Origin of the sequence: Bacillus sp. EB106-08-02-XG196 (genome assembly GCF_013396335.1) — a bacterium.
Lineage (GTDB): Bacteria > Bacillota > Bacilli > Bacillales > Cytobacillaceae > Neobacillus.
The window spans coordinates 118,373-145,367 of the sequence record NZ_JABWSY010000007.1 but is presented as its reverse complement, the minus strand read 5'-3'; the positions used below and the strand labels follow the sequence as shown (position 1 = coordinate 145,367).

At 39.1% G+C, this 26,995-nt stretch carries 28 protein-coding genes and 1 riboswitch; of the genes, 26 read left to right on the top strand and 2 right to left on the bottom strand.

Features of this window, described 5'->3' with window-relative positions; translation table 11 throughout:
• The first annotated feature begins 49 nt into the window (after nucleotides 1-49).
• Nucleotides 50-242, top strand: a riboswitch (cobalamin riboswitch).
• Nucleotides 243-403: 161 nt separating this feature from the next.
• Genes MLOOGBEN_RS12820 through MLOOGBEN_RS12760 form a run of 13 tightly spaced genes read left to right on the top strand, consistent with a single transcriptional unit; the run spans nucleotide 404 to nucleotide 11,465 of the window.
• Nucleotides 404-1,369, top strand: coding sequence for an ABC transporter substrate-binding protein (locus MLOOGBEN_RS12820; RefSeq protein WP_179158644.1), 966 nt, complete (start codon nucleotides 404-406; stop codon nucleotides 1,367-1,369).
• The gene (locus MLOOGBEN_RS12815; protein WP_179158643.1) at nucleotides 1,335-2,396 is read left to right on the top strand and encodes a FecCD family ABC transporter permease; all 1,062 of its coding nucleotides are present in this window, start codon (nucleotides 1,335-1,337) and stop codon (nucleotides 2,394-2,396) included. The genes MLOOGBEN_RS12820 and MLOOGBEN_RS12815 overlap by 35 nt, the downstream gene beginning before the upstream one ends.
• Nucleotides 2,397-2,399: 3 nt before the next feature.
• On the top strand, nucleotides 2,400-3,866 hold the full coding sequence (locus tag MLOOGBEN_RS12810; protein WP_179158642.1) for an adenosylcobinamide amidohydrolase: 1,467 nt from the start codon (nucleotides 2,400-2,402) through the stop codon (nucleotides 3,864-3,866).
• Nucleotides 3,863-4,828, top strand: coding sequence for an adenosylcobinamide-phosphate synthase CbiB (gene cbiB / locus MLOOGBEN_RS12805; RefSeq protein WP_179158641.1), 966 nt, complete (start codon nucleotides 3,863-3,865; stop codon nucleotides 4,826-4,828). The genes MLOOGBEN_RS12810 and cbiB overlap by 4 nt, the downstream gene beginning before the upstream one ends.
• Complete coding sequence (gene cobD, locus MLOOGBEN_RS12800; RefSeq protein WP_179158640.1) at nucleotides 4,803-5,879, top strand: threonine-phosphate decarboxylase CobD; 1,077 nt, start codon at nucleotides 4,803-4,805, stop codon at nucleotides 5,877-5,879. Before cbiB ends, cobD begins: the two co-directional genes overlap by 26 nt.
• Nucleotides 5,861-6,433 carry a bifunctional adenosylcobinamide kinase/adenosylcobinamide-phosphate guanylyltransferase gene (locus tag MLOOGBEN_RS12795; protein WP_179158639.1) on the top strand — a complete coding sequence of 191 codons (573 nt, stop codon included), beginning with the start codon at nucleotides 5,861-5,863 and terminating at the stop codon, nucleotides 6,431-6,433. The genes cobD and MLOOGBEN_RS12795 overlap by 19 nt, the downstream gene beginning before the upstream one ends.
• Entirely contained in the window at nucleotides 6,430-7,935 is a 1,506-nt protein-coding gene (locus MLOOGBEN_RS12790) for a cobyric acid synthase (RefSeq protein WP_179158638.1), read from the top strand. The genes MLOOGBEN_RS12795 and MLOOGBEN_RS12790 overlap by 4 nt, the downstream gene beginning before the upstream one ends.
• Nucleotides 7,932-8,720, top strand: coding sequence for an adenosylcobinamide-GDP ribazoletransferase (gene cobS / locus MLOOGBEN_RS12785; protein WP_179158637.1), 789 nt, complete (start codon nucleotides 7,932-7,934; stop codon nucleotides 8,718-8,720). Before MLOOGBEN_RS12790 ends, cobS begins: the two co-directional genes overlap by 4 nt.
• On the top strand, nucleotides 8,678-9,289 hold the full coding sequence (locus MLOOGBEN_RS12780) for a histidine phosphatase family protein (RefSeq protein WP_179158636.1): 612 nt from the start codon (nucleotides 8,678-8,680) through the stop codon (nucleotides 9,287-9,289). Before cobS ends, MLOOGBEN_RS12780 begins: the two co-directional genes overlap by 43 nt.
• On the top strand, nucleotides 9,241-9,690 hold the full coding sequence (locus tag MLOOGBEN_RS12775) for a bifunctional adenosylcobinamide kinase/adenosylcobinamide-phosphate guanylyltransferase (protein ID WP_179158635.1): 450 nt from the start codon (nucleotides 9,241-9,243) through the stop codon (nucleotides 9,688-9,690). The genes MLOOGBEN_RS12780 and MLOOGBEN_RS12775 overlap by 49 nt, the downstream gene beginning before the upstream one ends.
• Nucleotides 9,687-10,271: a cob(I)yrinic acid a,c-diamide adenosyltransferase gene (locus MLOOGBEN_RS12770; RefSeq protein WP_179158634.1), complete on the top strand. Its 585-nt coding sequence runs from the start codon at nucleotides 9,687-9,689 to the stop codon at nucleotides 10,269-10,271. The genes MLOOGBEN_RS12775 and MLOOGBEN_RS12770 overlap by 4 nt, the downstream gene beginning before the upstream one ends.
• Nucleotides 10,261-10,755, top strand: coding sequence for an ECF transporter S component (locus tag MLOOGBEN_RS12765; RefSeq protein WP_179158633.1), 495 nt, complete (start codon nucleotides 10,261-10,263; stop codon nucleotides 10,753-10,755). The genes MLOOGBEN_RS12770 and MLOOGBEN_RS12765 overlap by 11 nt, the downstream gene beginning before the upstream one ends.
• Complete coding sequence (locus MLOOGBEN_RS12760) at nucleotides 10,752-11,465, top strand: ATP-binding protein (RefSeq protein WP_179158632.1); 714 nt, start codon at nucleotides 10,752-10,754, stop codon at nucleotides 11,463-11,465. Before MLOOGBEN_RS12765 ends, MLOOGBEN_RS12760 begins: the two co-directional genes overlap by 4 nt.
• A gap of 22 nt (nucleotides 11,466-11,487) precedes the next feature.
• Here MLOOGBEN_RS12760 and MLOOGBEN_RS12755 read toward each other — a convergent pair whose 3' ends face one another.
• The gene (locus MLOOGBEN_RS12755) at nucleotides 11,488-13,590 is read right to left on the bottom strand and encodes a transglycosylase domain-containing protein (RefSeq protein ID WP_179158631.1); all 2,103 of its coding nucleotides are present in this window, start codon (nucleotides 13,588-13,590) and stop codon (nucleotides 11,488-11,490) included.
• A gap of 172 nt (nucleotides 13,591-13,762) precedes the next feature.
• Between MLOOGBEN_RS12755 and MLOOGBEN_RS12750 the strand changes: the two genes are divergently transcribed.
• The 4 genes from MLOOGBEN_RS12750 (at nucleotide 13,763) to MLOOGBEN_RS12735 (ending at nucleotide 16,810) form a co-directional block, all read left to right on the top strand.
• Nucleotides 13,763-14,452, top strand: coding sequence for an ABC transporter ATP-binding protein (locus MLOOGBEN_RS12750; RefSeq protein WP_179158630.1), 690 nt, complete (start codon nucleotides 13,763-13,765; stop codon nucleotides 14,450-14,452).
• Nucleotides 14,449-15,804: an ABC transporter permease gene (locus tag MLOOGBEN_RS12745; RefSeq protein WP_179158629.1), complete on the top strand. Its 1,356-nt coding sequence runs from the start codon at nucleotides 14,449-14,451 to the stop codon at nucleotides 15,802-15,804. The genes MLOOGBEN_RS12750 and MLOOGBEN_RS12745 overlap by 4 nt, the downstream gene beginning before the upstream one ends.
• 91 nt (nucleotides 15,805-15,895) lie before the next feature.
• Complete coding sequence (locus tag MLOOGBEN_RS12740) at nucleotides 15,896-16,162, top strand: phage holin (RefSeq protein ID WP_179158628.1); 267 nt, start codon at nucleotides 15,896-15,898, stop codon at nucleotides 16,160-16,162.
• Between the two features lie 435 nt (nucleotides 16,163-16,597).
• The gene (locus MLOOGBEN_RS12735) at nucleotides 16,598-16,810 is read left to right on the top strand and encodes a hypothetical protein (protein WP_179158627.1); all 213 of its coding nucleotides are present in this window, start codon (nucleotides 16,598-16,600) and stop codon (nucleotides 16,808-16,810) included.
• Between the two features lie 52 nt (nucleotides 16,811-16,862).
• Here MLOOGBEN_RS12735 and MLOOGBEN_RS12730 read toward each other — a convergent pair whose 3' ends face one another.
• Nucleotides 16,863-18,155 (bottom strand): ATP-binding protein, encoded by a 1,293-nt coding sequence (locus tag MLOOGBEN_RS12730; RefSeq protein ID WP_179158626.1) that lies wholly within the window; start codon nucleotides 18,153-18,155, stop codon nucleotides 16,863-16,865.
• A 343-nt stretch (nucleotides 18,156-18,498) separates the two neighbouring features.
• Here MLOOGBEN_RS12730 and MLOOGBEN_RS12725 point away from each other — a divergent pair, with 343 nt between their 5' ends.
• The 9 genes from MLOOGBEN_RS12725 (at nucleotide 18,499) to MLOOGBEN_RS12685 (ending at nucleotide 26,973) form a co-directional block, all read left to right on the top strand.
• Nucleotides 18,499-19,677, top strand: coding sequence for an acyl-CoA dehydrogenase family protein (locus MLOOGBEN_RS12725; protein ID WP_179158625.1), 1,179 nt, complete (start codon nucleotides 18,499-18,501; stop codon nucleotides 19,675-19,677).
• 66 nt (nucleotides 19,678-19,743) lie between these two features.
• Nucleotides 19,744-20,508, top strand: a complete 765-nt coding sequence (fabG, locus tag MLOOGBEN_RS12720; RefSeq protein ID WP_179158624.1) for a 3-oxoacyl-ACP reductase FabG — start codon at nucleotides 19,744-19,746, stop codon at nucleotides 20,506-20,508.
• Nucleotides 20,509-20,532: 24 nt separating this feature from the next.
• The gene (locus MLOOGBEN_RS12715) at nucleotides 20,533-20,982 is read left to right on the top strand and encodes a MaoC family dehydratase N-terminal domain-containing protein (RefSeq protein ID WP_179158623.1); all 450 of its coding nucleotides are present in this window, start codon (nucleotides 20,533-20,535) and stop codon (nucleotides 20,980-20,982) included.
• Nucleotides 20,979-21,380 carry a MaoC/PaaZ C-terminal domain-containing protein gene (locus MLOOGBEN_RS12710; RefSeq protein WP_179158622.1) on the top strand — a complete coding sequence of 134 codons (402 nt, stop codon included), beginning with the start codon at nucleotides 20,979-20,981 and terminating at the stop codon, nucleotides 21,378-21,380. Before MLOOGBEN_RS12715 ends, MLOOGBEN_RS12710 begins: the two co-directional genes overlap by 4 nt.
• Nucleotides 21,381-21,576: 196 nt before the next feature.
• Nucleotides 21,577-22,350, top strand: coding sequence for an SDR family oxidoreductase (locus MLOOGBEN_RS12705; RefSeq protein ID WP_179158621.1), 774 nt, complete (start codon nucleotides 21,577-21,579; stop codon nucleotides 22,348-22,350).
• A gap of 222 nt (nucleotides 22,351-22,572) precedes the next feature.
• The gene (locus MLOOGBEN_RS12700; RefSeq protein WP_179158620.1) at nucleotides 22,573-24,096 is read left to right on the top strand and encodes an aldehyde dehydrogenase family protein; all 1,524 of its coding nucleotides are present in this window, start codon (nucleotides 22,573-22,575) and stop codon (nucleotides 24,094-24,096) included.
• 18 nt (nucleotides 24,097-24,114) lie between these two features.
• A complete protein-coding gene (locus MLOOGBEN_RS12695) occupies nucleotides 24,115-25,323 on the top strand; it encodes an iron-containing alcohol dehydrogenase (protein WP_179158619.1) in 1,209 nt (402 codons plus the stop codon).
• 179 nt (nucleotides 25,324-25,502) lie between these two features.
• Nucleotides 25,503-26,438: a manganese-dependent inorganic pyrophosphatase gene (locus tag MLOOGBEN_RS12690; RefSeq protein WP_179158618.1), complete on the top strand. Its 936-nt coding sequence runs from the start codon at nucleotides 25,503-25,505 to the stop codon at nucleotides 26,436-26,438.
• 121 nt (nucleotides 26,439-26,559) lie between these two features.
• Entirely contained in the window at nucleotides 26,560-26,973 is a 414-nt protein-coding gene (locus tag MLOOGBEN_RS12685; RefSeq protein ID WP_179158617.1) for a MerR family transcriptional regulator, read from the top strand.
• Nucleotides 26,974-26,995: the final 22 nt, after the last annotated feature.

Below are 26,995 nucleotides of genomic sequence, written 5' to 3'. Positions count from 1 at the left end.
TGGGAAATGATACATTTTGAATTTTTATTCGATATAATAGGTCTATCATAAAAATATTTGAAGAATAGGTGCTTAAAAACTTTTTTTAAGTTTTTAGCTTAAAAGGGAAGTTTGGTTAAATGCCAACGCGGTCCCGCCACTGTAAATGGGAGCAACCTACATTATGTCACTGTCAATTTGATGGGAAGACGTAGGAAGCTATGACCATGAGCCAGGAAACCTGCCTAATTCTTGTGCCCCAAAAAACCTACGAGGATAGGGAGGTGTGGACGACTAGAGTCATTTTTTATAATGGAATCTAATCAAACCAACATCTCTACTTATCGTAGAGATGTTTTTTGTTTTTTAGGTGCATGCTTTTTTAATGATGTATTTTGACGCAAAGTCATTAGGGGGAAGAACAATGAAAAAATTATCATCATTATTACTTATTCTTTTGTTAACAATAGGTACTTTAGCAGCATGTGGGGAACAGAAAGAACCTGTGAAGGATCAAGAAAACAGCAGCACTGTGCAAAAAGGAGAGGAAACGGCCTTTCCCGTAACCATTAAAGATGCTTTAGATAATGAGGTTACAATTGAGGCAAAACCAGAAAAAATTGTTTCTGTGATTCCAAGTAATACAGAGATTGCTTTTGCGCTGGGACTTGGTGAAGAAGTTGTGGGTGTATCTAATTTTGACAACTATCCGGAGGAAGTAGCATCAAAAGAGAAGATCGGTGATATGAACCTAAACATCGAAAAAATTATTTCTTTACAACCCAATCTAGTATTGGCACATGAATCAACTGCTGATAATGGTAAAGAAGGACTTCAACAGCTTAGAGATGCTGGAATTGCTGTTTTAATCATTAATGATGCACTCAATTTTGAACAGGTGTATGATACGATCAACATGATTGGAAAAGCAACTGGTGAAACAAAAGCAGCTGAAGAACTAATTAAAGAGATGCAGGATAAGTTAGCAGAAATTAAAGCCAAAGCTGGAGAAATAAACGAAAAGAAAAAGGTGTTTGTAGAAGTATCTCCTGCTCCGGATGTGTTTACAACCGGAAAAAACACATTTTTGGATGAAATGATCAGTTTGATTAATGCTGAAAACATTGCAAGCGATCAAGAAGGCTGGGTTAAAATGGATCAAGAATCAATCATTGATCGAAACCCAGATGTCATCATTACTACATATGGATTTTATACGGAAAATGCAACAGATTTATTGTTAAGCAGACAAGGTTGGGAAAATGTCAATGCAATAAAAAACAAGCAAGTCATCGATGTGGATTCTGACACTGTTACACGTTCAGGCCCAAGGATTGTAGAAGGAGTAGAGGAACTTGCAAAGGCTGTCTATCCGGAAGTTTTTAAATAATAAAGTATTAGCCTATTTGATTGCAGGAAGCTTCCTGCTCCTTTCAATTTTATTAGGAATTTCGATAGGAACCGTTTCGGTTCCTATCTTTACCATTATCCAAATCATCATCTCGAAGCTATTTGGCTTAATTTCACAAGATCAAATTGACCCCATGTTTTCGAGTATCGTTTTAAACATTCGTTTGCCACGAGTTATATTGGCTGGTTTAGTAGGAGCATCTCTCGCCATTGCAGGAGCAGCCTTTCAAGGTCTATTAAGGAATCCATTAGCGGACCCCTATACGTTAGGTGTATCATCGGGCGCGTCCGTGGGGGCGGTACTCACATTATTTTTCCAATTATCAATTCCTTTTATCGGAAGCTTCACGCTGCCCTTACTCAGTATCTTATTTTCATGGGTTACGATATTTTTAGTGTTAGCTTTTGCCCGAAAAATTGAACGCTCGATGAGGGTGGAAACGATTATCTTAACGGGAATCATCTTTAGTTCCTTTCTCGGTGCCATTATTTCACTCATGATTGCTTTAACCGGTGATGAACTTAGGCAGATTATTGGCTGGCTTTTAGGTAGCGTATCGATGAGAGGCTGGGAATACATAAAAATTATTTTACCTTTTTTTGTTCTAGGATCAGTCATCCTTATTTTTAATACAAAAGAATTAAATGCTATGTCCTTTGGTGAAGAACGTGCCCACCACTTAGGTGTGAACGTTCAAAAGAGAAAACTAATGATCCTGACTGCAGGATCGATATTAACAGGAGCTGCAGTTGCGGTTTCAGGGACGATTGGTTTTGTTGGGCTGGTGATTCCACATCTTTCAAGATTATTGTGGGGTCCTGATCATAGGCACCTGCTGCCATTATCGATTATTACGGGAAGTGGATTTTTAATTTTGGCAGATTTAATTTCGAGAACAATTATTTCTCCAACAGAGCTGCCGATTGGAGTCATAACGGCTTTATTTGGTGCCCCAGTATTTGCATTAATCCTATTACAGAGAAAAAGAACGGAAAGAAGTGGATAAAGGATGCTTAGGGTTCAAGATGTATCAGGCGGGTATTCAGATGAATCTGTATTAAAGGATATTTCCTTTGAAGTTCAAACTGGTGAGTTATTCGGTATATTGGGACCTAATGGAAGCGGCAAGACGACTCTGTTAAAAATGATAAGTGGAATCCTGCCGATTGCAAAAGGTGATATTTTCATTAAAGGTAAACGTCTACAGGAGTTTAATTCAAAACAGCTTGCACAAATCGTAGCTGTTTTGTCTCAGCATTCTATGCAATCCTTTTCCTATACCGTAAAAGAAACCGTTTCTCTTGGTCGTTATGCCCATCAATCGGGCTGGTTTCAGACTTGGGGAGAAAAGGATGAAAGCATCGTACAGCGTGTAATGAAGCAGACAGGTATCGCTTCTTTCAAAAATAAAAATATCCAAGAGTTATCCGGTGGCGAAAAACAAAGGGTATTTCTGGCGCAGGCACTTGCCCAAGAACCGGAAATTCTTCTTTTAGATGAACCAACCAATCACTTAGATTTATCCTATCAGAAAGAATTGCTGGATTTATTAAAACACTGGACGACAGAAACGGGTTTGACAGTCCTTTCCATCTTTCATGATTTAAATCTTGCAGGATTATATTGCGATCGATTGCTTCTCCTTGAAAACGGAAGTATAAATATTAATCATATCCCGAATGAAGTGCTTAGGGAAGAAAGAATACGAGACGTTTATCATACCGAAATTAAGAAGCATCCCCATCCAAGAGTAGCTGCACCACAAATGGTGTTATTACCCGAAGAGAAGCAGGATCAGGAAAAAGTTCAAATCGATGAAAGATTGCTGCGAATGACCCAAGAGTTTATCGAGATAAAAGCCCCTTCTCCATTAAGGACGATGTCTTCTGGGGTTATTGGATCGGGAACAGGCTGGCATCATACGTTTGTTAATCGTCACGTTGGAAAAGACTATAACTGCAGCGATCATCGCAAAGAAATGGCAGACTTTTTAAAAGCAAATAGCTTTGAACCTTCTGAAACAGTTGGAATGATGACAGCAGTCGTCCTTGAAGATGTTGCCTATAAGCACATCGAAGGGTTAGGTTTTTCACTTTTTGTTGTTGTAACGGCAGGTGTTGGTAACGCTGTCGATTCCTCCAAAAGTGTACAGCATACATTTGAACAGGTGCCTGGCACCATCAATACATGGATATTCGTTAATGGTGAATTAACGGAGGAAGCATTTATTCAATCTATAATGACTGCAACGGAAGCAAAAGCGAAAGCGCTCCATGATTTAAAGGTTATGGATGGAGTGACAGGCACCATTGCTACGGGGACTTCCACAGATAGTATTTTAATTGCCGCTACACAGGCTGGAGAAATTCTAGAGTATGCGGGTACGATTACTCCTTTAGGAAAACTGATTGGAAAAGCCGTTTACGAGTGCACTTCAGAGGGTATTCGAAAATCTCAAAAGAGGAAATTCGTATGATAGTTTATCATTTAACTGCCATAACCGTTGCTTATTTTATTGATAAGCTTGTAGGGGATCCACCCAATTGGCCGCATCCTGTTAGGTGGATAGGATCGTTGATTTCATTCTTTGAAAAAGTGTTAAACCACGGACAAAATAAAAGAATCAAAGGGATTTTAATGCTCCTTTTTGTACTATTGATAGTATTTTCTATCGGAATTTTACTTGTAGTAATTAGTTATCGGATTCATCCTATTGCAGGGATTGTTGTTGAAAGTTGTATTATTGCAACAACAATTGCCCAAAAAAGTCTAAAGGATGCTTCGCTTGATGTCTATGGTCCCTTAGAAAAAGGCGACTTGGCTGGCGCAAGAATAAAACTTTCATACATTGTTGGCAGAGATACAGATACTTTAAATGAAGGTGAAATTGCTCGAGGAGCAATCGAAACGGTAGCTGAAAATACGAGTGATGGGGTGACAGCTCCTTTGTTTTGGGCGCTAATTGGAGGTGCTCCGCTGGCACTGATTTATCGGGCAACGAATACCTGTGATTCAATGGCAGGTTATTTGAATGAGAGATTTAAAGATTTCGGTTGGGCTTCTGCTAAGTGGGATGATGTAATGAATTGGATTCCCAGCAGGGTTACGGGAATCCTTATGCTAATCGGGACAAAGCCTATCAAAATGGAGTATCGACGGGCATGGATGATATTGTTACGAGATGCAAAGAAGCATCCAAGTCCAAACAGCGGCTGGGGTGAAGCGGCGGTGGCTGCGATTTTAGGTATTCAGCTAGGCGGTATCAATTATTACAAAGGAATACTTTCAAACCGGGCAAAGATGGGGGAGCCTCTACAACCTATTCAAGCAGGTCATATATTATTGGCTAATAGAATCTTAGATAAAACCGTTTTTTTATTTTTGCTATTTTTATGGATAGGAGGGATGATTCTTGAATTGGCCTTCACATGGATCTAATCCGCAGCACCTTTTTAAGTCGATGGGGCTTTCGCTCCCAGATAAGTATATAGATTTCAGTGCAAATATTAATCCTATAGGCCCGCCTTCCGTTCTGAAAGAGAAATGGAATGATTTTTATCAGGAAATTAATGTGTATCCAGACCCATTTGCTGAACAACTTAAGAGCAGGATTGTAGAAAGTGAACAAATTTCTGATGATTCCATCTTAATTGGAAATGGAGGAGCTGAACTCATTACCCTTGTGGCAAGGTTTCTGACAGGTAAAAAGGTAATAGTGGTGGAACCAACTTTTTCTGAATATGAAAAGGCTTGTCGGGCTAATCATTGTGAGATTCAATATCATCAACTGAAAGAGCCAAATTTTGCGCTAAGTATGGATGAGCTACACCCAAAATTACCGAGTGCAGATGCCTTATTCTTGTGTAATCCAAATAATCCGACGGGTATTCAATATTCTGTATCAACAATACTTTCAATTATTGAGGAATGTGAAAAACAAAATTGCTTCGTGATTTTGGATGAAGCATTCTATGATTTTTTAATAGATTATCATTCTTTTATTCCTTACATAAATAGGTTCTCGAATTTAATCATCATCCGTTCAATGACAAAAATGTTTGCGATTCCAGGACTTCGTTTAGGATATGCAGCTGCCCCTCCAAACATCATTGCGGAACTTAGCACATTGCAGCCGCATTGGAGTATCAATACAATCGCATTATTGGCGGGTGATCTTTGTTTACAAAATAAAAAATTTATTAAACAGACCCAAGTCTATATTTGGGAAGAACGGGAACGGTTGCTTACTTTTTTTATGAAGAAACATTTTGTGATTACACCTTCCCAAGTTAATTTTTATTTGTTAAGAGATCCCTGTCTCAAGAATCAGTTTAGCTTTTTTGAATTTCTTTTGCACAAGGGAATAATTCCCCGCCACACGTTTAATTTTCCAGGGTTGGAAGGAAATTGGCTTCGCTTCGCGATAAAAAGCAAGGAAGAAAATAGTAAATTAATGGAGGTGTTGCTGGAATGGCGGCAGCTTCATTAATCTTTATTTCTGGCGGGGTTAGAAGCGGGAAAAGCAGCTTTGCTGAAAAAATGGCACTAGAGCTCACAAAGAAAAATGGTGGTAAATTAAACTATTTGGCAACAGGTGTGGCTTCTGACCAAGAAATGAAGGAACGAATTGTAAAGCACCGATGTGACCGAGAGATAGGAAAGTTCCGATGGAGAACGATTGAACAGTCAGTAAATATTGGGGAGATTGCTCATTTTTTTAACGACGAAGATATTATTCTACTCGATTGTGTTACGACCCTCTTAAATAATGAACTGTTTTCTGCAAACCAAAAATGGGATGACTCATTATTAGCAAATGTAATGGAAAGGATCACAACAGGAATAATTGAAATACGTGACAGAGCAAAAGTATTAATCGTTGTTAGTAATGAAGTTTTCCATGAGTCAATGGTCGAGAATGACCTCGTATTTTCATATGGACGAATTCTCGGAAAAATTCATCAGCAGTTGGTGAAGTCCGCTGATCAAGCATTTTTAGTTGAGGCTGGAATACCGACCAACATGAAGGGAGTTAGGAAATGAGAGGAGTTATGATTCAAGGAACGGCATCCGATGTTGGTAAAAGCCTCATTGTGACCGCACTCTGCCGAATGTTTGCCAATGATGGAGTAAAAGTTGTACCCTTCAAATCTCAAAACATGTCTAACAACTCTTATGTTACAAAAGATGGAAAAGAAATTGGCAGGGCACAAGGAATCCAGGCAGAAGCTTCAAAAGTTGAGGCAACTGTATGGATGAATCCGATATTATTAAAGCCCCGTTCGAACCAGGATTCTGAGATTGTCTATTTAGGTAAGCCGTTGAAAACTCTTTCTGGAAGAGGGTATCGGGATACTTTTTATGAAAAGGGACTTGATGTGATTAGGAAGTCTCTTGAACACCTATCGAGTGAACACGAACTAGTGGTTATTGAAGGGGCGGGAAGTCCGGTTGAAATCAATCTCAAGGATCGAGAGCTTGTGAATATGAAGGTGGCTGAGCTAGCGGATGTTCCTGTAATATTGGCAGCAGATATTGATAGAGGCGGAGTTTTTGCGAGTATTGTAGGCACGCTAGAGCTTTTGGAACCTGAAGAAAGACAAAGGGTTGCAGGCATTATCATTAATAAATTCCGCGGAGACATCAGCTTATTTGAAGATGGCATTCATTGGCTGGAAAAGAAAACGGGAATTCCTGTATTAGGTGTACTGCCTTATGTTGAAGATCATATGATTGATGGGGAAGATTCTTTGTCATTAAGCAATCAATTTGCAAACAGGAAAAAGGGGAATCTGGATATTGCTGTCATCCATCTTCCGTTTGTTTCGAACTATAGTGATTTGGAACCATTTCTATATGAAGAGGATGTTTCGATTCGCTGGGTCAAACATCCTTCTGATTTTGGAAATCCTGACGCAGTCATTATTCCTGGGACAAAGAGTACAATCAATGATTTGAATACGCTAAGAGAAAGACAATTAGATATTTTGATTCAAAAACATATAGAAGATGGCGGTTATGTTGTAGGTATTTGTGGCGGATATCAAATTCTGGGTGTAGAAATTATCGATGAAATGGGTTCGGATACAGGGATACCTAACAAAAGCGTGGCAGGACTTGGAGTGATTCCAGGCAGAACCACTTTTTATGATGAAAAAGAAACAGTGAGAGCTGCAGGAGTCTACCATGAAAATACAGGTTTGACCACAAATGGAAAGCTAGATGGGTATGAAATACATTTAGGGAAAACACAACTCCATCAGCAAGGCTGTGCATTTTTAGCGCTTGAGAATGGAAAAGAAGAAGGGTATTACAGCAAGAATGGACAAATTATTGGCACGTATCTTCATCATCTTTTTCATAATGACGAATGGAGAAATCATTGGTTAAACATGATTCGAAAAAGCAAAGGCATGCATAGTAAGGAAACCATTTATATTTGTGAGTACAAAGATAAAAGATATGATGGGATTGCGGAAAAAATGAGAGCACATCTTAATTTTGAACAGCTAAATGACATCATCCATAAGTGGTGCTCAAAATGAAATTTCTAAAGGGTTTCTTACTCGACCTGCAATTTTTTACTGCCATTCCAGTACGTTTTGCATTACCAATGGATAAGCCTCATTTAAAAAGTGCCGTTCAAGCTTTCCCTTTATTAGGATTGCTTCAAGGGGGGATATATGCTTCGCTCATTTTTCTATTGCTAGAATATACTCCTTTTTCCAATCTTGCTATCGCGTTATTGCTTTGGTTAATGACGATTATTTTAACCGGTGGAATCCATTTGGATGGCTGGATGGATGCAAGCGATGCTTATTTTTCATACAGCGATCAACCGAAAAGGCTCGAGATTATGAAGGACCCAAGAACAGGAGCCTTTGGTGTAATCTCGGTTATTGTATTGCTAAGCAGTCGGTTTCTCTTTATTTATGAGATTACCGAAAATGTACAAATAGTATCATACATGTTGATAGCTGCCATCCCTTTTTTGAGTAAAAGTGTCATGGGTGTCCTGCTGCTTACCGTGAAGTCCGCTAAAAAGGAAGGACTGGGTACTTTATTCCAAAGTGCCGCAACAATAAAAGTATTATGGATATATCCAATTTATATTGCTGTCTTTCTAGCTCTTATGACATTGGCTGCTAACGGATTCTTTCATGTTTCGATATTGATTTTGATAGCCTTTGGTAGTTTGCTAGTATGCAGTAGAAAAGCTGTAAAGTGGTTCGGTGGAATTACGGGTGATGTTTTAGGAGCTGCCGTTGAAGGGACTGAATTATTTTTATGGATGACAGTGTGGTTATTGCATTATTTCGCCATGGCCTAACAGAGGAGAATAAACGAAAAGCTTATTTAGGATGGAACGATTCTCCTTTATGCAAAGAGTCTTTTGACCTGAGCACAAAAAGCAGGTACAATCTCTATTTTTCTAGCGATCTGCCAAGATGCATTACAACTGCCACTATACTGTTTCCTAATAAAGAGTTGATTCTTTTACCTAATTTACGAGAAATGAATTTTGGCAGGTGGGAAGGAAAAACCTATGAAGACTTAAAAGAAGTCCCTCTTTATCAACGTTGGCTATCGAATCCAATATCTTATTGTCCTCCAGAAGGAGAGTCATTTGATAAATTCACCCATAGGGTTCAAAATGGGTGGGAAGAGATTACTGGAGAAATTCTCTCTAAAAATGTCGGCCGCTGTGCCATTATCACGCATGGCGGGATCATTCGATACTTATTATCTGAATTTGCACCCCAACCTAGAGATTTTTGGTCGTGGCAGGTACAACATCATCAAGGATTTGAACTTGTTTTTGATAGAGAAGCATTAAGGAGGCGTGATCGTTGCACTTTGTTACGGGAGGTGCCTTTAACGGCAAAAGAGCATGGGTAAAGAAGACGTACGGTTTAAATTGCAGCTGGCTTTCAGCATATCAGGGCACATCACTGACAGAAGGCTTTAACCATGTAAATAGTGAAATACTAGTATTAGAAGGTATTGAAATTTGGTTGAAAGAGTTAGCGGAAGACTACGACTCTAACAGATGGCGTGATATCTGGAATCACACTATGAACAATTGGCTAATTTGGGAAAAAGCAGAGCCTCAGCGAAAACTAGTGGTAATTGGTACGGATATCACGAAAGGAATTGTCCCGATTGAGAAAGAAAATAGATTATGGCGGGATGTAACAGGATGGGCCTATCAAGATCTTGCTGCAAAAGCAGATAAAGTAGATATCATTTGGTATGGATTAAATCGAACAATCAAACAAACGGGGGATGAGATGCAATGAAACTTTATACAAGAACGGGCGATAAAGGAAAAACTAGTATTATTGGAGGAAGAGTAGACAAGGATGATATTCGAGTGGAAGCTTACGGAACAGTAGATGAAGTAAATTGTTTTGTAGGGCAGGTTATGACTGAACTAGATGAGGTAACTTTTAAGGATGTCTTAGTAGATCTTGAGAAAATTCAGCATGAATTATTTGATTGTGGCGGGGATCTTGCCAATATTTCCGATAAAGTTGAGTTTAAGCTGGAGAAAGAAACGATTGAGTACTTAGAAAAGAGAATTGATGAATACATTCAAGAAGCTCCGGAGCTCGAAAGGTTTATTTTGCCTGGGGGAACAAAGCCGTCTGCGTCAATTCATATTGCCAGAACGGTGACAAGAAGAGCAGAGCGATTAGTGGTAACATTAATGAAGAATGATGAAAAAACGCCTGAATTAGCATTGAAATATTTAAATCGACTGTCAGACTATTTCTTTGCCTTAGCAAGAGTAGTAAATTATCGACTCAACGTAAAAGACGTAGAATATGTTCGAAGTGCAAATGTTTTCAGAGATGGGAAACGTAAAGATGAAAAATAGGAAGTTAATTTTACTGGCATTGTTTACAGCCTTATCCGCAGTTGGCGCTGCGATTAAAATTCCTGCACCCATAGGCAGTGTAGCTTTTGATGTTTTTCCAGCTTTACTTGCAGCCGCTTTGTTAGGCAGTGGTGCCGGAGCAATTGTTGGTGCGTTAGGGCATTTGTTATCTGCCTTAATCGCAGGTTTTCCATTAGGACCACTGCATATATTAATTGCAATCGAAATGGCCCTACTTGTCTTTATTTTTGGTGTTCTTTATAAAAAGAATAAAAAAGGCACTGCTAGTATTCTATTTGTCCTTGCGAATGCATTTGCTGCACCATTGCCTTTTATATTTATCATGAATAAAGCATTTTATTTCGCATTAGTTCCATCATTATTAGTAGGATCAATAGTCAATACAGTCATTGCTTTAGTGGCGATCCCAAGACTAAAAGCTTTGGTCAAACAAGATTTGATTGAAAAAGATGTGAAAATATGAGGGATACCATTACCATTCCGTTAAATAGTCAAGAATCGCTAATTATCGCAAGTGATAATAGCGGCGGCATTGGTAAGAAAGCAGAGGATCTTGTACAGGTTTCATACGAAACAGTAGCATATTATTCATTTAGAGTTGCAGCAATGGAATGTATCGCAGCAGGAGGAGAGCCGGTTTCAGTTGTGCTCCATAATTTTTGTGGAGATGACTCTTGGAGTGAGCTCGTAAATGGAGTCCGAAAAGGATTGGCAGAATTAAAACTAGGGGATATACCTATCACTGGCAGTACGGAGAGTAATTTTCCTCTAAAACAATCTGCTGTTGGTTTAGTAGTTCTCGGTAAAAAGCCTTTAGATAAAATGACAGAGAAGATATTTTCTAATGATCTTAAATTTGCCATAATAGGTAAGCCGTTAGTTGGGAACGAAGTGATTGACCTTGCTCACGAGGTTGTACCTTTATCAACTTTCCGGGAAGTGTCTAACCTTCAAGATATCATGATTTTGCCCGTCGGTTCGAAAGGTATCTTATCAGAGTTCAACCAGATGTTTCCTACTAAAGAATTTACGAAAGAAATGCTTGATACGAACGTAGATGTTTTAAAATCATCTGGACCCGCAACTTGCTTTATTATTGCGTTTGAACAGTATCAAGAAGAGTATTTAAAAAGGTTGGCAGATAAGTATTTTCACTCAATTGATGTTAAATAAAAGAGCACGCCTTTTGGCGTGCTTATTCTGTTAAACCTTTCAGTTTCTGGATGATGGTATCAATGCCTTTTCCGATTGAAAACATGGCATCCTCCAAATCTTTTTTCCAAACTGGTGCCTGCTCCTGTATCTTTTCACCCAGTTTTTGAGCATTTTGGTTTAATTCCTCGCTAATTTTCTCAGCCTGTTTTTTAATTTTCTCTCTTGTTGCCGTTTTACCGGCAAGCTGGTCATTAATCGAGACGACATCAAACTCTTCCTTTTGAATATGTGGCAATGATTCCTTCATGATTTCCTTGAAAATCGGGACAACATTTCCAGAACTACTGCTCGGCAGATAATGCTTACGGTCGGTTTGGTCATAACCAATCCAAATTGCTGCCACTAGATTCGGGGTATAACCAACCATCCATTGATCCTTCGTCCCGTTTATATCAGAATAGGGGAGCTGGGTTGAACCTGTTTTACCGGCAATTTGAACACCTGGAATATGAGCATTTTTGCCTGTTCCTGATTCGACAACATTTAGAAGCATGGATGTCATTTCATCGGCAATCTCCTTAGAAGTTACCTTTGTTGATTTTGGCTCCCGTTCTGCAAGTATATTTCCAGTTGGACCGACAATTTTTGTGATCAGATGGCTGTCATTGCGCTTACCGCCATTTGGAAAAGCGGAGAAGGCATTCGCTAATTGCTGCGGTGAAATTCCTTTATTCATTCCGCCTAGCGCAATGGCCAGATTTCTATCTTCTTTTTCGACAGGCACTCCAAAGGCTTTAAGGGAATCTAATCCTTTCTCAAGTCCAATTTTATTTAAAAGCCAAACTGTTGGGACATTTAAGGATTCTTCCAGTCCTTTATACAATTGAACCTTGCCCTGATAGGTTTTAGAAAAATTCTCAGGTTTGTAGTCACCATAAGAAGTAGGCTCATCAATGAGCTCTGAGTCGAAAGTATAACCTTCTAGAAGGGCAGGTGTATAAACAGCTAGAGGCTTAATCGTTGAACCTGGCTGAGCTTTTAATTGGGTAGCGCGGTTAAACCCTCTAAATACATGCTCACCACGACCGCCAACGAGTGCTCGTACACCTCCACTTGCTGGGTCCATTAATACAGACCCACTTTGAACGATGGAATCTCCCTTTCCCTTTGGAAATAGTGATTTATTATTGTTTACCTTTTCGAGACCGGTTTGTAGGTTTTGGTCTAATTCAGTATAAATTCGGTAACCCCTCGTTAATATCTCTTCCTGGGTTAATCCATATTTTGAAATCGCTTCATTTAGGACAGCGTCGACATAATAGGGATATTTGCGCTCAACTAAACTTCCACTGCCGCTATTAATCTTAATCTTTTCATCTTTTGCAACAGTGTATTGGTCTTTCGTAATCATACCAAGTTCATTCATTTTACTAAGAACGACATCTCTCCGTTTCATTGCTGCGTCATAGTTTTCCGTTGGGTCGAGGTAATTGGGAGATTGCAGTAATCCAGCAAGCAAAGCTGCCTCACTGATGGTAACCTCATTTATCTCTTTATTAAAATATCTTTTTGATGCATTACTAATCCCCCATGCCCCGCTGCCAAAGTAAACTTGATTTAAGTACATTTGAAGAATTTCATCTTTTTTATATACCTTTTCAATTTTAACCGCTAAAAATAACTCCTCCGCTTTTCTTTTATAGGTTTGTTCCGGTGAGAGTAAGGCATTCTTCGCTAATTGCTGTGTAAGCGTACTGCCTCCGCCAGTAATTTCACCTGCAAATATATTATTAAAAAAAGCTCTTGTGATGCCTTTAATATCAAAACCATTATGTTCATAAAAACGTTCATCTTCAATGGCAACAACCGCACCAGGAACGTATTTCGGCAGCTCCTCAATTTTTGCACCACCGGTCCGATTGGTGGCTACATTCGTTGCGATTTTCCCGTTATGATCATAAATGACAGTCGGTTGGCTAAGTCCTTCCTTTAAGGTTTGAACATTTGCCCTTGTTGCCAGCCACCCAAAATACACGATGGTTGTGAGGATGACAATCAGAATGACTAATAATAATAGCTGAGTGAGATGCTTCTTTTTCCAGAAACGGACAATCATTTCCCAATAGGGGCGTATTTTTTCCATTATGTCTCCTTTCCTTCAAAAGGATTTTTTGCTTTATTCATTATAAATTTTTTAGCAGAAAAACACCAATCATAGCCCTTTTTGGGGAATGACAAAAATAATTCCATAACCTGTAGGGATTTGATGAGAGGACTTCGTCTATTAAGGTGAAGTAGGGAAACAGGAGGATATTATGATTACAATCAAAAACTTAAGTCATGAATTTGCTGTAGGAAAAAAAGGAAGACAAACCGTCATTCCAGTACTAAGAGATATATCTTTTGAAGTTGAAAAAGGGGAAATCGTAACCATAGTTGGCAGGAGTGGTTCTGGTAAATCAACTTTACTAAACCTGGTAAGTGGTTTTATTCACCCGAAAGAAGGTGAAATATGGATCAATGGCCAGAAGGTTTCACAATTGAATGAGACCAAATTTGCAGAATTTAGAATCAAGAACCTCGGTTTTATTTTTCAAAGCTTTCAATTGATACCGAGTATGACAGCTTTTCAGAATGTGGAACTTCCACTTATTTTAAAAGGAGTCAACGAAGATAAAAGAAAAAAACAGACAAATGAAATGCTGGCTAAAGTTGGTTTAGCAGATTACCAGGAACACTACCCAGGAGAATTATCGGGGGGACAGCAGCAGAGGGTGAGTATTGCCCGTGCTTTAATTGTTAATCCTCCTATTATTCTAGCTGATGAACCCACTGGCAGTCTTGATAGTGAAACCGAGGATGATTTATTGAAGTTTATTAAGCAGTTGAATGCAGATTTAGGGATTACCTTTCTAATCATTACCCATGATGAAAAGGTAGCTGAAATCGGTCATCGAACCATTGAATTAACTGATGGGCGAATGAATGAGGAGGTGCTTGTATGAAGCTGAGAGACCAATTCCGTTTCGTTCGTCAAAATATGAAGAAAAATAGAACAAGAGTTTACATGACCATACTTGCTACAGCAATGGGCTGTGCATTCTTAATTGTTCTTGCATCCGTTGGGTTTGGATTACAAAAATCAGTTGTCAATGAAATACTAGAAGGTGGGATTGTTACACAGATTGATGTATATGGACAAGAAACAAATGATGAAAACGGTTATCGCCAGATAGAAGATAAAGATATACAGGCTTTTGAAAAGCTTAAGGATGTTAAAGCCATAACGACGCGGAAAATTCTGCAACAGGAAGGGTCCTATTCAATTGGTGATTATCAGCTAAGTACACAAACCGTGGTTACTAATTTTCCGTCTGAAATAAAAGCTGGTTTTGAATTGTCAGAAGGCCGTCTCGCTAAGGCAAAAGATGAAGTAGTAGTTGGCTATCATTTCCCGCTCAATCTTGCTATAAAGGGGGAAACGAAAAAGGAATGGTTTGACGAAAAAGGTCAATTGAAAGAAGAGTTTCGTTTTAATGGAGAACTGATTGGAGAAAAAATCAATCTTACTGTTCAAAAAGTCGAGGAGGGTAAACCAGTAGATAAAATCATACCCGTTACCGTTGTGGGAATATCTAAAAAACCAACCAAGGAATGGCAGGAGGATAGAAGTGTATATATTTCAGGGGATATCCTGAAGGAAATTGAGGCATTTACGGGAACACCAAAAGGGATTGTCCTTGATTCAAATAATGAGGTGGAGTTAGCTGAACTTGAAGCTAATAAGAATTCTTTTGACGATGTGAAAATTCACGCGAAAAATATGGAAGTGGTCCAAGGCATAGCAGACAAATTAAAAGAAGAGAAATACGCAACTTATTCAGTAGTAAATGAGTTGAAGCAAGTTAATTTGATGTTTGCAATCGCAAAGGTTGGACTTATTTTTATAGGTACGATTGCGATTCTAATTGCTTCAATCGGTATCTACAATACAATGACGATGGCCGTAACAGAGCGCGCACCCGATATTGGAATTATGAAAGCAATCGGAGCAACTCCTCGTACAATAAAACGAATTTTCCTGCTAGAAAGTAGTTATATTGGTCTGATTGGGGCATTAATTGGTACTATTGTTTCCTACGGGATTAGTTACGCAGTCAATTTTGTCATTCCTTTAATCATTAAGCAGGCCTTTGGTGAAGAAACCCCTCCTGATCTTATATTTAGCGAAATTCCACTTAGTCTGCCTATTATCTGTGTGGCTATCTGTTATGGCGTTACGATCCTATCAGGTCTTCGCCCCGCCCAAAGAGCAACGAAAGTGGATGTTTTAAAGGCAATGAGAAGAGAAATATAAATAAGATTCTGTGATAATGGCGGACAACCATTTTCAGTCCAAGCATATGTTAGTAGAAAGAACTTCTATAACATAGGAAGGAGATGGGAAAATGATCAACTGGAAGGTCCGCTTTAAAAACAAAAGCTGGGTTATGGCCTTTGTTGCTCAGTTAATGATTGTTGCACAAATGCTTTTGGGAGGATTAAATGCATTAGGGATAACAGATTTTCAACTTTCAGATGCCATTCAGCAATCCATTTTAACTTTTGTTAATGCATTATTTATTTTACTTTCCATGATGGGGCTTATTCAAGACCCAACAACAAAAGGTATGAGTGACAGCGCACGAGCAAAAAATTACAAAGAACCGAACTAAAATAAAAACAAAAAAGGGCTAAGTTTCCCACTCAAGAGGGAAGCTAAGCCGTTTTTTATTTTGTTGGCTGTGTTAAAGGTAACTGTTGATCTTAGAACACTGTTGATTTGTGCGGAAGGCGCGAGACTCCTCGAAAATGCTATCGCATTTTCTTCGTGCGTGGGCGGATTCGAGGATGTAAAATCAGTGTCCTGCAGGAGGACGGGACAGGGGAGACCCCGCAGGCGCTTTAGCGCCGAGGAGGCTTCCCGAACCGCCTGCGGAAAGCGAAGCGCCTGGAGCACAAATCAACAGCCCCATTTACACAGCATTATGTTGAAAATTGTAAATAAAAGGGGATTGAAATTTCTCAATTGTCTAAAGGGTAGAAGGTATAATAAAGATAAGGTTAATAGATATTTAGAGAAATAATTATGGAAGAGGGGGGTTCTTGATATGTGGTATTGGATTGGTATGGCAGCAGTAATATACATCCTATTTATTATCCTTGAGGAGTCAATATATCTACTTTGGAATCGTTATGTTTACGGACCAAAAATAAAAGCAAGGCTTTGGAATAATCGAATCATATTGGGAATTACCTTTTTAATCCGGTTACATTTAAAAGATATACGACAAAAACATATCCGTAAAGTTAGTTCCCATTAGTGGAATTTCCTTATACAAAAAATTGCCTTTTCCGACAGGAAAGGCAATCTTTTTATGCAGTCACTACAGAATGACTTTTTGTAAGCGAGGGATCCTGGACCATTGGTAAGGTAATGTTAACCGTTGTTCCGCAGCCTTGCTCACTGTCAAAAATAATATGACCATTATGGGATTGGACAATTTTATAGCTGACTGTTAAGCCTAAGCCTGTGCCTTTCTCCTTTGAGGAATAGAAGGGTTCTCCGATTTTTTGTAGACGTTCCTTAGAAATACCGCATCCATTGTCTTTCACCGTAATAGCTATTTTATCCTGTTCTATTTGATCAAGACTAATCAATATTTTACTGTCATGATTAGATGCTTCGATCGAATTTTTGATTAAATTAATAAATAATTGCTTTAACTGATTTGGCTCACATTCAATTATAATATCCTCTTTTGGGAAATTAGACTCAAGCTGTACATTGTAAAGGGATGCTTCAACGGCTAGTAACGAAATAACATCATTTAATACCCTTTGTATAGCCAATTTCGAATATTTTAAGTGCTGTGGTTTTGCTAATAACAATAGTTCACTAACAATGTGGTTGATTCGATTTAATTCATCTAACATAATTTGGTAATAATCTTGGTGTTTATCATCTTCCATTTGTAACAATTGTACAAAACCCTTTAAGGAGGTGAGTGGATTTCTTATCTCGTGGGCGACACTAGCAGATAACTCACCGACGACGGATAATTTTTCAGTTCGATTCAACCGTTCTTCTGTTTGTCTTAGTGTCGTAATATCACGCCCAATAATAACTAATCCTTCTCTAGTTCCATCCTCATGAAACAACGGAACTTTTATCGTATCAAAAATCTTCGATGTTCCATCGGGACGCGGCACAACCTCTTCACAGCGTGTGATAGTACCCTTTTCCCACGTTTCCTCATCAGATACTTCACAGAATCTCAGCGCATCACCATAGAACTCAGTGTATTCTGCTAATTCGGAGTCTTTTTTTCCAAAATAATCGACATTCTCGAGCTGAAATAATTTCAGTCCAAAGTCATTGGATTGAATCCAGCGACCTTCACCATCTTTGAAGTTTACGAAATCTACCATTGAGTTGATGAGAGTAGATAAACGTTTTTCTTGTTCTTTTGTAGAAACTAGTTCTTCCTTTTTAAGGATGAAAAAATAAAAAATTCCGCCTGTTACAAGAATATAGAATATTTCTTTCCCCCGTTCAAAATAATTATTAAGGTGCGAAGGGATATAATGAGTCAGTAAATAATTACTTGCGTAAATCCAAATTAAGCTGGTAATTAGGTACAGGAATACTAATTTCGGTTTATTCATTTATTTCTCCTATCCTCTCTTGGAGGGAAAGTTTTCCTAGGTTTTTACAAATTTATAGAGTCACATATACTATATTACTAAAGTTTGACGGGTTTTGGAATATCAGAAAACTGGAAATCTACATAACTACAATAAAAAGATTACAAATTGGTAACCACTTTTATAAATCAATTTTTGAAAAAGAGAGAATAGTAAATTTTAAACAAAAATAACTTGTTTTATCTGAAAGTTCAGAATACAATTAAAATAACATACCAACCGGTAGGTATGTATCCGGTTTTGCCTGCATATATTATTACGGGCTTTATGACTAAATTCTACTAATAAGGATGGAGTGAAAGGTATGCATTTACGTCTGACAGATGAACAAAAAATGGTCCAGAAGACAATTAGAAAATTTGTAGAAAAAGAATTGGTTCCACTAGAAAATGATGTATTAAGAAATGAAAGGGAAGGGAAACCGAGCCTTTCTAAAGAAATACTAAAGGAGCTTCAATTAAAAGCAAAGGAAGCTGGTTTCTGGGGTATTAATACACCTGAAGAGTATGGTGGAGCTAATCTAGGGCAAATGATGATGGCTATTGTATTAATGGAGGTTTCCAAAACGTTTGTTCCATTTAGCTTTGGCGGTTCTGCAGATAACATCCTTTATTACGGGAACGAAGAACAAAAGAAAAAATACCTGCTGCCTACCATTAATGGTGAGAAAAAGTCATGCTTTGCGATGACAGAGCCTGGTGCTGGTTCCGATACGAGAAACATTAAGATGACAGCTGTAAAAGATGGCAGTGACTGGGTGTTAAATGGGGAGAAGACGTTCATTACCGGTGGGAATGAAGCGGATTTTGTTATGGCAATTGCGATTACAGATAAAGAATTACACCAATCTACCCATGGGCGGGAAGGTGTTACCTGCTTTATTGTTGATCGTGATATGGGCTGGGAGTCAGAGTATATACATACGATGGGAGAATGGGGTCCAGCCGGCCTAGTATTCGAAAATGTTCGTGTTCCGGAAGAGAATATTCTTGGTGAGTTACACAAGGGCTATAATCTTGGATTAGAATGGATTGGTTTTGCTAGATGGGTTGTTGGCGCAAGAGCGGTAGGAGCGGCAGAGCGACTATTGCAGATGGCGATTGACTATTCAAAAGAACGGATTACCTTTGGAAAACCGATTGCAGAAAGACAAGCAATTCAGTGGCAAATAGCTGACTCAGCAGTAGAAATTGAAGCGGCTAAATGGTTGGTTTTAAATGCGGCATTCACTCTTGATAACGGTGAAGATAATCGTCACCTAGCTTCAATGGCAAAGCTTTATGGCGCGAATATGGGAAATAATGTGGTAGACCGTGTGCTTCAAATCCATGGAGGAATGGGCTATACGAGAGAACTGCCAATCGAGCGCTGGTACCGTGAAGCAAGACTTTGGAGAATTTACGATGGTACCGATGAAATCCAGCGAATGATAATTGCGCGGAATTTGATTAAGGGACATGTAAAGGTAGGGCAATACGTTTAAATAGTATTTGTAAGCGTTGTCTATTAAAATTGAATAGATTACTATTTTTTTACAGGAGGATTAGAAATGACAGGTAGATTTTTAGGAAGAGTGGCGTTTGTAACAGGAGGAAGCCGGGGGATTGGTAAGGGGATTGTGGAACGTTTTGCCGAGGAAGGCGCGAAGGTAGCGTTTATTGATTTAAATGAAGAAGCATTAGCAGAAACAACGAATGAACTTAGAGAAAAGGGTTATGACGTTTTTTCAAAGGTCGCAAACGTAGTCGATGCCGAGCAAGTGGAGAGTGCCTTTAAAGAGGCGTATGAGGCACTTGGCTCAATTGATATTCTAGTCAATAATGCAGGTGTTATCCGTGATAATCTTTTATTTAAAATGACAGACTCTGACTGGCAAATGGTCATGGATGTTCACTTAAAAGGATCCTTCAATGCTGCACGTGCTGCTCAGAGGTATATGGTTGAAAATAAATATGGACGCATCATTAATATTTCTTCGACTTCTGCCCTTGGTAATCGGGGTCAGGCCAATTATGCTGCCGCCAAAGCAGGGTTACAGGGTTTCACAAAAACGCTTGCGATTGAGCTGGGAAGATATGGGATTACTGCAAACTCCGTTGCACCAGGGTTTATTGAAACGGAAATGACAAAGGAAACTGCAGCAAGAATTGGGGTTCCATTTGAGCAATTAATCCAAGCTAGTGTAGCCAATATCCCTGTTGGAAGAAGTGGAAAGCCTGAAGATATTGCCAATGCTGTGGCATTTTTTGCCGATGAAAAATCGTCCTTTGTTAATGGTCAGGTTATCTATGTTGCTGGTGGACCAAAAAATTAATAACTAAAGTGAGGCGAGGATAATTTGTTCAGTGATCAAGTTGGTAAACGTTCCACTAAAGTGAAAAACGTTGTGGAAAGAGGGGCAGTGAAGAAATTTGCGGAAGCAATCGGAGACCTTCACCCCATTTATTTTGATGAAGAAACAGGGAGAAATTCAAGATTTCGAAATAATATTGCACCGCCAACATTTCCAAGGACGTTTGACTATGGTGTGATTGAGGGATTTAATCTTCCTAATAAAGGATTAATCCACGGAGAACAGACTTTTCATTACGAACGACCATTATTGGTTGGAGAAGAGATTTTATGTTACTCCGAAGTGAAAAAATACTTTGAGAAAAAAGGGAATTTTGGCGAAATGGGTTTTCTGATACTAGAGAGCTTTGGTGAGGATTTAGCAGGTAATACGATTTTCAGTTCAACCTCGACCGTTGTAATTTCTGAAGCAGTGAGGAAGGTGCTGACAAAATGAGTACTCTTACACAGTTACAAGTTGGTGATTCCGTAAAAGAAATTCAGTTAGAGCCTGTCTCAAGAATCGATTTAATTAAATATGCAGGTGCTTCTGGAGATTTTAATCCGATTCATACTATTGATGAGGAAGCTAAAAAGGCAGGATTACCAGGAATAATCGCACATGGTATGTGGACGATGGGTAATCTCGCAAAGCTTTTTACACCGTATTTTGAAGAAGGTTTCGTCAAGGATTATTCCATCCGCTTTAAAGGAATGGTCTTTTTAAATGATGTGATTACACTGAAAGCTACATTGAAAGAGATAAATGAACCAAATCTTCGTTTCCAAGTTCAGGCTGTAAACCAAAATGGGAATGAAGTATTGAAAGGTGAGGTTTTGTTTACCACATATTAAATATTTACCGATAAATGTCCAGGTGATGAATCGACACCGATCCGATTTGTTGCCTTTTTTTCTGCTAAAATTGGTGAAAAATATATATTGAATATTATAAATATTTTGTATATTATGTCCTTATTAACATACCAACTAGTTAGTATGTAGAAAATTCATATAGATAGATAATATATGTCAATGGGAGGAAACATCGATGCATGTGAAGGAATTATTTGATTTAACAGGAAAAGTCGCGATTGTTACAGGCGGAGGGAGGGGGCTTGGTCAGCAAATTGCTGAAGGATTTGCTGAGGCTGGAGCAAATGTAGTGGTTTGTTCAAGGAATTTAGAGGCATGTCAAGATGTAAGTGAAGGGTTAAAGAAAATCGGAGTCGATTCTATCGCATTAAAATGTGATGTTACGAACCCAGAGGATGTAAAAAATGTGGTTGAACGTACGATAGAGAGATTTGGACAAATTGACATCCTCGTTAATAATAGTGGTGCTACCTGGGGAGCACTGGTGGAAGAAATGCCGCTTGAGGCTTGGAAAAAAGTAATGGACGTCAATGTAACCGGAACCTTCCTCATGTCACAGAGTGTGGGCAAAGTCATGCTCGAGCAAAAATCCGGAAAGATCATTAATATTGCCTCTGTGGCTGGACTCAAAGGTAGTAACCCAAAATATATGAATACCATTGGCTACAATACCTCTAAAGGCGCCGTGATTACCTTTACAAAGGATTTAGCGGTTAAATGGGGACCACATGGAATCTATGTAAATGCGATTGCACCAGGTTTTTTCCCTACGAAAATGTCAAAGGGGCTGCTAGAGAAAGGCAGTGAAGGAATTCTAGAAGGGACTCCATTACGTAAGTTCGGATCAGATACTGACCTAAAAGGAGTTGCTTTATTCCTAGCGGCACCTGCTTCTAATTTTATTACAGGGGACATTATAGTTGTTGATGGCGGTGCACACGCGATGTAGAGTGGATTCTGGTAAAAAGAAAAAGAATGTGTTTGTTTTATTACATTCTTTGGTTACGAGGTAAGTGCATTCGGCGGTGATCCAGCATTGGTCATGGATTTCACGCTTAAACAGCTGTCAGTAAGGATGGAAATTCTAGCACGAGCAAAAGGCAAAAAAATCGAAGAGATTTATAGATTTTCAGAAAGTGAATTAGGGGTTTTATAAAAAGGAGGAATTAAAATGGCAGTAAAAGTTGAAGTTCAAAGTTTCCCGCTGTTTATTAATGGAAAGTGGGAACCTGCAAGCAATCAAGAAACCTTTGATGTCTTTAACCCGTCAACAGGTGAGATTGTTGCAAAAGTTGCAAAAGGCACCGTGGCGGATGTTGATCGTGCAGTTATGGCAGCAAGGGAGGCGTTTGACAACACCGAATGGAAAAACATGAATCCGAAAGACCGGGCTAAAGTTTTATATGCTATTTCTTATCAAATTGCAGAGCATGCCGAAGAGTTAGCGTATTTAGAAGCGATTAGTTCCGGCGGTACCGTACGCAGGATTGGCAACAGTGATATTTTGCAAATGGTCGATCTTTTCCAAACACTGGCGAACTTTACATTAGAATATCCATTCTCCGAAACCTTGCCAGTACCGCCATTTCCAGGTCCGGCACATAATTTTATCTGGCGGGAACCAATTGGAGTATGTGCAGCCATTACACCATGGAATCTACCGATGGTCATTGCGACTTGGAAAATCGCCCCGGCACTAGCAATGGGAAATACAGTGGTCATTAAGCCAGCAAGTTATACTCCATTATCCACCTTAAAGCTGGCAGAGCTGATTTCAAAGGTAGTTCCACCCGGAGTGATTAACGTAGTAACAGGTCCTGGGGCTGAAATTGGCGAAGCATTAGTTCGCCATCCAAAGATTGACAAGATAGCCTTCACTGGATCAACAGAAGTGGGCAGGAGAATCATGAGTTTGGCATCAGAAAGTATTAAAAATACTACCTTAGAGCTTGGAGGAAAATCACCAAACATTCTTTTAGAGGATGCAGACCTTAGCATTGCCCTTCCAGGAAGTCTTTTTGGAGTGTTCTTACATTCTGGACAGCTTTGTGAAAGTGGAACTCGTTTATTTGTTCCAGATTCCTTATATGATCAAGTTGTTGCCGGACTAGTCGAATTAACAAGTAAGTTGAAGATCGGAAACCCTCTAGATCCTTCGACGGATGTAGGTCCTGTCATTTCAAAAAAGCAAAAAGAAACCATTCTTTCTTATATTGAAGCTGGTAAGCAAGAAGGAGCCACCCTTGTCTGCGGTGGAAAAGAAGTCAAGGCTGCGGGTTGTGAGGAAGGATATTTTGTTGAACCAACCATCTTCACCAATGTGACCAATGATATGAAAATTGCTCAGGAAGAAATTTTTGGACCTGTATTATGTGTAATCCGTTATTCCGAATTAGACGAAGCCATTAAGATGGCAAATGATACGATTTATGGATTGGCAGCAGGTGTTTGGACGCGTGATGTCAATAAAGCGTATGAGGTTGCGAGAAAGCTGCAGGCTGGTGTCGTTTGGATTAATGACTGGCATATGCTTAGAAGCGATGCCCCATTTGGCGGTTATAAACAAAGCGGCATTGGCAGAGAAATGGGCCAGCAATCACTTGATGCTTATACACAAACAAAGCATGTACACACGTCGATGTCTCCAGAGCTTGAAAGACGTAACTGGTATGGAATTCTGTTTGGCCAAAACTAATGAAGAGGTGAAGAAATTATGAAAACTTCCTTATCACAGTTTATGCTTCGCACAGGAATTTACAGTGGATCAAATTCACGGGCAATGGTACCTAGCCTGTTTGCCGGCCTGGGTGCAAAAAGAGTGGTTCTTTTAAGTGACAGAGGGTTAGAAAAAGCTGGTGTCGTCGATAAGGTGGCAGAAATATTTAATTTAACTGGCCATGGCAGCGGACCACAGCTGATTGGTCAATATCTTGATATTACCCAGGATGCCGAAAGCCGATGCATAAATGATGCAGTCCGTTATGTAAAAGAGGTAGGCGGAGATGCCCTGCTGGCAGTTGGCGGCGGTAGTGTTTTAGATACCGTTAAAGGGGTTAAATATGCACTTCATAAAGGATTATCGGATATTAAGGAAGCGATTCCTGGCGGCCTTTTATATGAACAATTTCCAAAAGCAAACTTTATCCCGATTCCACATATTGCGATTCCGACTACAGCAGGAACAGGGTCGGAGGTTTCCCCGATTGCAGTTATTTTCAATGAAGATATTCAAATGAAGACAAATATCATAAATCCATTTATAAATGCGGATATGGCTATTCTCGATCCTGATTTAACGGTTGGACTGCCGCCTTTTATCACCGCCTTTACTGGGTTTGACGCCTTAACACATGCCATTGAAGCATTTGCCTCGCCGACGGCGACGGCTCTGACGGATGCTTATGCACTGCATGCGATTCGTTTAATTGAAAAAAACCTTCCAGCAGCAGTGTCAGAAGGAACGAATATCGCTGCCCGGATGGATTTATTACAAGCAAGCCTGATGGGTATAACAGCCTTTAGCTTTGCATTGAATGCTATCCCAGTGCATAATTTGGCCCACGCATACGGTGCATTGTTCCGCATTCCACATGGCTTAGCCAATGCTGTCTTCCTTCCGGTGGTCATGGAAATGGTTCCTGCATTATACCTGCCAAAAGTGAATGAGCTTGCAGCCGCCTTGGATGTTGAGGTTAAAGGTGATACTGCTGAAACGGCATTAGCGAAGGTAGTAGAAAAGATTCGTTTACTTCAGCATAAGGTTGGGCTTCCTGCAGATTTCAAACAGTACAATATTACTGAAGAAAATCTCGCACAGACAATTCCTGCTGTGATGAAAGATCCAGCAGCACTAAGCTTCCCAATGCCTAAAGAATTGATTGCAGCCATTGGACAAAGAGTTGTACCACTAGGAGTAAAATAAATAAGAATGTCTCAGTCTGGGAACAGGGTACCATAATGATATGGTGCCCTGTTCTTATTTTAATTCGCATTTTTATTTTTTTTTTGAATAGTAGTAAAGATTCATATATAATTTTCGTTAGGGTCAATCTCAGTAATGGAGCTTGTCTACATATTTTAATACGATTAGGAGTTTTAATAATGGAAAAAGTACTTATCTTTGGTCACAAAAACCCTGACACAGATACGATTTGTTCTGCGATTGCTTACGCAGATTTGAAGAAACAACTTGGAATGGATGTTGAACCAGTCCGCCTCGGAAGTGTAAATGGGGAAACACAATATGCGCTGGACCATTTTAATTCGGAGGTTCCACGCTTAGTTGAAAAAGTTGCAGCTGAAGTAAATTCTGTTATTTTAGTCGACCATAATGAGCGCCAGCAAAGTGCGAATGATATTGCTGATGTTCGTGTCTTAGAAGTTATCGATCATCACCGTATTGCGAACTTCGAAACAAGCGATCCATTGTATTACCGTTGTGAACCAGTAGGATGTACAGCAACGATTTTAAATAAAATGTTTAAAGAAAACGGCAAAGAAATTAAAAAAGAAATTGCCGGACTTATGCTGTCCGCTATTATTTCTGATTCATTATTATTTAAATCGCCAACTTGCACAGCAGAGGACGTAGCAGCTGCGAAAGAACTAGCAGAAATTGCTGGTGTTAATGCCGAGAGCTATGGCTTAGAAATGCTAAAAGCTGGTGCAGATTTAAGTGACAAGACTATTGAACAACTAATTTCACTTGACGCAAAAGAATTTGAAATGGGCTCTAGTAAGGTCGAAATTGCTCAAGTAAATGCAGTCGATACAGCTGAGGTACTTGCACGCCAAGAGGAATTAGAAGCTGCTATTTCAAAAAATATTGCAGATAAGAACTTAGATTTATTCTTATTTGTGGTTACGGATATCTTAACAAATGACTCTGTCGGTTTAGCGTTAGGAAGTAAAACGAGCGCTGTTGAAAAGGCATATAATGTTACCCTGGAGAATAACACTGCAGTTTTAAAGGGTGTTGTATCTCGTAAGAAACAAATCGTACCTGTTTTAACGGATATTTTTAATCAAGGTGTTTAATAAAACAAACCGTTCTTATTATAGGAACGGTTTGTTTTTTTAGAGAAACTATTACGTTGACTGTACACTTTCCGCATGATATATTAATAGTATTGTAGAGAGGGGTGAGTAAGTTGGGAAGTTGTATCGTATAGGCGAAATCGCCAAGTTAATGAATCTCTCCAAAAGAACAATCGATTATTACACCCAAATAGGCTTACTTAACCCTATTCGGACGGATTCCAATTATCGATTGTATGGAGAAGACAGCATTCAAATTATGCATTTAATTGAGCACTATAAAAATCTTAATATGCCGCTTGAGGAGATTAAGTCGTCCATTGAATTAATTAAGACGAAGGATTGTGTTGATAAACAAAAAGTAGAAAAGCATTTTGAACAAATTGGAATTTTAATGCGTCATCTTAAAGAAGAAATTGAAGCAATCGAACCCATTCTTGAAAAACTAAATGGCAATCAAAAAGAAATGGTTGTGAATAAACTTTCTTCCCAAGGTGTTCCATTAGCCCAAACACTATTATTATTACTTAGTTAAACATACATTTAAAAAACCCAGG

Coding starts and splice junctions, on each gene's coding strand:
- MLOOGBEN_RS12820 (WP_179158644.1), top strand. CDS start 404: ATGAAAAAATTATCATCATTATTACTTATTCTTTTGTTAACAATAGGT.
- MLOOGBEN_RS12810 (WP_179158642.1), top strand. CDS start 2,400: ATGCTTAGGGTTCAAGATGTATCAGGCGGGTATTCAGATGAATCTGTA.
- cbiB (WP_179158641.1), top strand. CDS start 3,863: ATGATAGTTTATCATTTAACTGCCATAACCGTTGCTTATTTTATTGAT.
- MLOOGBEN_RS12795 (WP_179158639.1), top strand. CDS start 5,861: ATGGCGGCAGCTTCATTAATCTTTATTTCTGGCGGGGTTAGAAGCGGG.
- MLOOGBEN_RS12790 (WP_179158638.1), top strand. CDS start 6,430: ATGAGAGGAGTTATGATTCAAGGAACGGCATCCGATGTTGGTAAAAGC.
- cobS (WP_179158637.1), top strand. CDS start 7,932: ATGAAATTTCTAAAGGGTTTCTTACTCGACCTGCAATTTTTTACTGCC.
- MLOOGBEN_RS12780 (WP_179158636.1), top strand. CDS start 8,678: ATGGATGACAGTGTGGTTATTGCATTATTTCGCCATGGCCTAACAGAG.
- MLOOGBEN_RS12770 (WP_179158634.1), top strand. CDS start 9,687: ATGAAACTTTATACAAGAACGGGCGATAAAGGAAAAACTAGTATTATT.
- MLOOGBEN_RS12765 (WP_179158633.1), top strand. CDS start 10,261: ATGAAAAATAGGAAGTTAATTTTACTGGCATTGTTTACAGCCTTATCC.
- MLOOGBEN_RS12760 (WP_179158632.1), top strand. CDS start 10,752: ATGAGGGATACCATTACCATTCCGTTAAATAGTCAAGAATCGCTAATT.
- MLOOGBEN_RS12755 (WP_179158631.1), bottom strand. CDS start 13,590: ATGGAAAAAATACGCCCCTATTGGGAAATGATTGTCCGTTTCTGGAAA.
- MLOOGBEN_RS12750 (WP_179158630.1), top strand. CDS start 13,763: ATGATTACAATCAAAAACTTAAGTCATGAATTTGCTGTAGGAAAAAAA.
- MLOOGBEN_RS12745 (WP_179158629.1), top strand. CDS start 14,449: ATGAAGCTGAGAGACCAATTCCGTTTCGTTCGTCAAAATATGAAGAAA.
- MLOOGBEN_RS12740 (WP_179158628.1), top strand. CDS start 15,896: ATGATCAACTGGAAGGTCCGCTTTAAAAACAAAAGCTGGGTTATGGCC.
- MLOOGBEN_RS12735 (WP_179158627.1), top strand. CDS start 16,598: ATGTGGTATTGGATTGGTATGGCAGCAGTAATATACATCCTATTTATT.
- MLOOGBEN_RS12730 (WP_179158626.1), bottom strand. CDS start 18,155: ATGAATAAACCGAAATTAGTATTCCTGTACCTAATTACCAGCTTAATT.
- MLOOGBEN_RS12725 (WP_179158625.1), top strand. CDS start 18,499: ATGCATTTACGTCTGACAGATGAACAAAAAATGGTCCAGAAGACAATT.
- fabG (WP_179158624.1), top strand. CDS start 19,744: ATGACAGGTAGATTTTTAGGAAGAGTGGCGTTTGTAACAGGAGGAAGC.
- MLOOGBEN_RS12710 (WP_179158622.1), top strand. CDS start 20,979: ATGAGTACTCTTACACAGTTACAAGTTGGTGATTCCGTAAAAGAAATT.
- MLOOGBEN_RS12705 (WP_179158621.1), top strand. CDS start 21,577: ATGCATGTGAAGGAATTATTTGATTTAACAGGAAAAGTCGCGATTGTT.
- MLOOGBEN_RS12700 (WP_179158620.1), top strand. CDS start 22,573: ATGGCAGTAAAAGTTGAAGTTCAAAGTTTCCCGCTGTTTATTAATGGA.
- MLOOGBEN_RS12695 (WP_179158619.1), top strand. CDS start 24,115: ATGAAAACTTCCTTATCACAGTTTATGCTTCGCACAGGAATTTACAGT.
- MLOOGBEN_RS12690 (WP_179158618.1), top strand. CDS start 25,503: ATGGAAAAAGTACTTATCTTTGGTCACAAAAACCCTGACACAGATACG.